This is a genomic window from Porticoccus sp. GXU_MW_L64 (assembly GCF_052983295.1).
Map to the genome: position 1 here is coordinate 1 of NZ_JBRKJK010000033.1, position 3,341 is coordinate 3,341.

General features: G+C 49.5%; 2 protein-coding genes and 1 pseudogene. All 3 read left to right on the forward strand.

What is annotated here, in order from left to right; all coding sequences use genetic code 11:
- Positions 1-131 precede the first annotated feature (131 nt).
- Positions 132-455 (forward strand): annotated as a pseudogene (locus ACVBEJ_RS14435) (GspL/Epsl periplasmic domain-containing protein); the annotation flags it as partial.
- A 3-nt stretch (positions 456-458) separates the two neighbouring features.
- Positions 459-941 (forward strand): type II secretion system protein GspM, encoded by a 483-nt coding sequence (gspM, locus tag ACVBEJ_RS14440; protein ID WP_447130337.1) that lies wholly within the window; start codon positions 459-461, stop codon positions 939-941.
- Positions 942-2,184: 1,243 nt separating this feature from the next.
- Positions 2,185-3,048: a phage integrase N-terminal domain-containing protein gene (locus ACVBEJ_RS14445; protein ID WP_447130338.1), complete on the forward strand. Its 864-nt coding sequence runs from the start codon at positions 2,185-2,187 to the stop codon at positions 3,046-3,048.
- Positions 3,049-3,341: the final 293 nt, after the last annotated feature.

The window sequence follows — 3,341 nt, forward strand, 5'->3', positions numbered from 1 at the left end:
CCACGTCTATCACTCCTGGTTACTCCTGCTTCGGATGAAGTCAGGAAGGGGTTATACGTGGGTCAAAATTCGATGCAAATATGGGGGGTTAGTGGGTCAATTTTGGATGCAATCTAACAGTATTCTTAAGTGCCGTACCCAATACCCAAAATACCGCCAATATCAAACGACGCATGCAGGGTTTTCTGAAAAACCAAACCCATTCCACATCTGACGGGCAGTTTATGGACTTGCTGGCACGCTGTGCACCGGCACTGAATACACCTCATCAAGTGCGTTATCTGCGTTTTGACCAACAGCAAGGGACACTGCAACTGGAAGTGCAGAGCAACAGCAATGAGAGCATCAGCCAATTGCGCCAGGCATTGGAAAAAGCCGAACTGAACGCGAAAGTCTTATCCAGTAACAGCAACGACGCCGGGGTACTGGTGAGAATGCAGGTATCGGAGAGCTAATGGATGAATAGCACAAATTTACGGGAACGTTACCAGCAGCTTGATGATAGAGATCAGCTTGCCTTAAAAATACTGGCTGTTTTTTTTGGGGTGTTGATTTTGGTTTATGGCTTGGCAATGCCTGCCTACCACTATTATCAAGATGGCAAAGACCGAGTTGTTGAACAGCAGGCATTATTGCAATGGGTAGAACAACACGCACCGCAAGTCCGGCAACTGGCTGCTGCGCCCAAGAAAACGTCCACAGACAAACCCATTATGGAATCCACTACCAGTGCGGCCAAATCTGTTCAAGTAGCGATCAACCGACTACAGCCGGAAGGCGAAAGCTTAAGAGCCTGGATGACGCAGGTGCCGTTTGAGAAAGCCATTCAACTGTTTTCGTTGTTGGAGGAACAATACCAGATACATATTCAGCACATTACTATTGAGAAAACCAGCAAGCCGGGGCTGGTGAATATTCAGTGTGTGTTGCAAAAATCCTGATTCACTATATGTCCGCTACAGCTAAATCATTGACCCCCCATGCCTGTCAACCGAGGAGCACCGCCGCTTGCGGCGAGAACTCATTGACAGGCAATCAAAAAAACAACCTATCAATGAGTGCCTGCCAACAGGCACCCTGCCTACCGGCGAGGTTAGGGTAAGCCTTGCGGCTAGGGGCAAAGCCCCTAATGAGCCATTCATTATTTTTATTCCTTTCTGTACTCAACTCACATCATTAAATACATCTAACTGCCATTCCTAGCCGCGTCACTGCTCCATCTTTTCGGAGTAGTGACGCGGCGGCAACGTCGCGCAAATACTGAGCTAGAGGTATCTTTCCTAAAGTGACGAAGGGATTATCCCGGTATTTTTACCCTCAACAACCATAATGGATTCCAGGTTTCCACTGGCTGTATTTGTTGGAAATAGAACCCCAGTTTTTACGTGTGACTACTGCACTCTCAGTAGCAAACCGCCTTTCGAGGCTTTTGGTTGCAACGGCTCACCAGAGCAAAAGCGCCACTCACTCGTGGTACAAGCCTTTGAAGGCACTACGCCCACACAGGAGGAAAACAGCAATATCGAGTACAAACGGTTGAATAGGTTGAACGACTCTGGCGACAAGTCCCATCTTGGGGATAACGACAGAAGGTAATCATCCATATTCAGGTTTTAGGGAGTGGTGTCCCTCAGTCAACGGCGCATGGATTGTCTATTGCGCACTTTGCGGCTCATTACCGCACTGGACTATTAACACTCACCGAATGATTGAACACCGCGCTGGTATTGTGCGTTACCGATCCTCTCCTAACCGCCCCGGACAAGACGTTTGCCAGGGGCAAGCAAAAGCCAGACAAAAGAACCTGACCTCAACCATGACCGTTGTACTGAACCGCTGCTTGTGGGCATCTGTCCGTTACTGAATGGTTACAACCGTTAGTAACGGACGACCCCACCGTTACTGAATTCATGCAACCGTTAGTAACGGTCGTTGCTATCGGATAACGGTCAATCAATGCCGAAAAACAACGGCAAAACCACCATCGCCTTTTTGGCCGGATATTCAATGGAATACGCAATTAGTGATTGATCACTGATTGGCCCAAGACCGTTAGTAACGGACGTTTTTTCAAGTATCTGGCCAATTCTCCTAAACTTTCCAAAGCCAACGAATGCGAATCACTGGCCTGGTTTCCGACAGCCATCAAAATCCGGTATCCAACAGAGCGCTGGATACCACACGATGCAGAAACTGAATTACGAACTTAAACAACTGTGTAAAACCAACCGGGACGGCAGCCACAGTACCCGCTCAACTCGTGAAGCCAATCTCCAAAAGATGGCCAATGATTTACACAAGCTGGGTTTTAGAGGCATGAGGGCCCGCTCCTTAAAACAAAAGCATGTGGATGCCCTGGTCAAACAGTACCAGCAAGAAGGCATCAATCCCCGCACTCTGAAAAACCGTTTATCTTATTTGCGCTGGTGGGCCGACAAGATAGGTCGTCCCCAGGTCGTGGCCCGTTCAAACAGCCACTACGACATACAGCCTATTCAATACAAAGCCGTGGAATCCAAGGCACAAAATCTTGACCAGCAACAGTTGAATCGCATTGACGACCCGCACATTAAAATCAGCCTTGAGCTACAGGCGACGTTTGGCCTGCGTCGGGAAGAAAGCATCAAATTTATACCCAGCTACGCTGATCAGCAGGATCACATCATACTCAAAGCTACTTGGTGCAAAGGGGGTAAAGCCAGAATCATCCCTATTGAAAACCACCAGCAAAGGGACGTATTGAACCGCGCTCATCAGCTGGCGGGTAACGGCTCGTTGATTCCTCGGCATTTATCTTACGTCCAGCAAATGCGGCGCTACGAAAAGCAAACCGCCAAGGCAGGCTTTCACAAGCTGCACGGCCTGCGTCATGCCTACGCCCAAGCAAAGTACCTGGAACTGACCGGCTGGCCCGCTCCGGTCTGTGGTGGCCCGACAAAGCAGCAACTGACTACTGAACAGCGGGAAATCGACAGGCAGGCGCGGCTTGCTGTCTCTAAACTGCTGGGCCATGAAAGAGAGCAGATTACTCAAAATTATCTGTCTTAGGGATAAACAGGAAAAGACGAAGAAAAGGTTATTCGCTCTAAGGGCTTCGCCCTGGCCGCTGGGCCATCCCACCCTCGCCGGGAGCAGGGTTGCAGCGCACTGCAACCCATACACAAGGGTATCAAAACCACCCGGTTCAATGACTACTCGCCGCAAGCGGCTGTGTTCCTCATTGAGTGCGACACGAAGTCGTGTATTTAGAGTTGTCACCACGGAATGGTTTAAGTCGGTGACCACCCATACTGCTGGATGAATCTACGGGCATGAATAAAGAGCTGCCCGGACAAGGCTCC

Bases quoted from the DNA above. Each gene is read 5' to 3' on its own strand.
- gspM (WP_447130337.1), top strand. From the start codon at position 459: ATGAATAGCACAAATTTACGGGAACGTTACCAGCAGCTTGATGATAGA.
- ACVBEJ_RS14445 (WP_447130338.1), top strand. From the start codon at position 2,185: ATGCAGAAACTGAATTACGAACTTAAACAACTGTGTAAAACCAACCGG.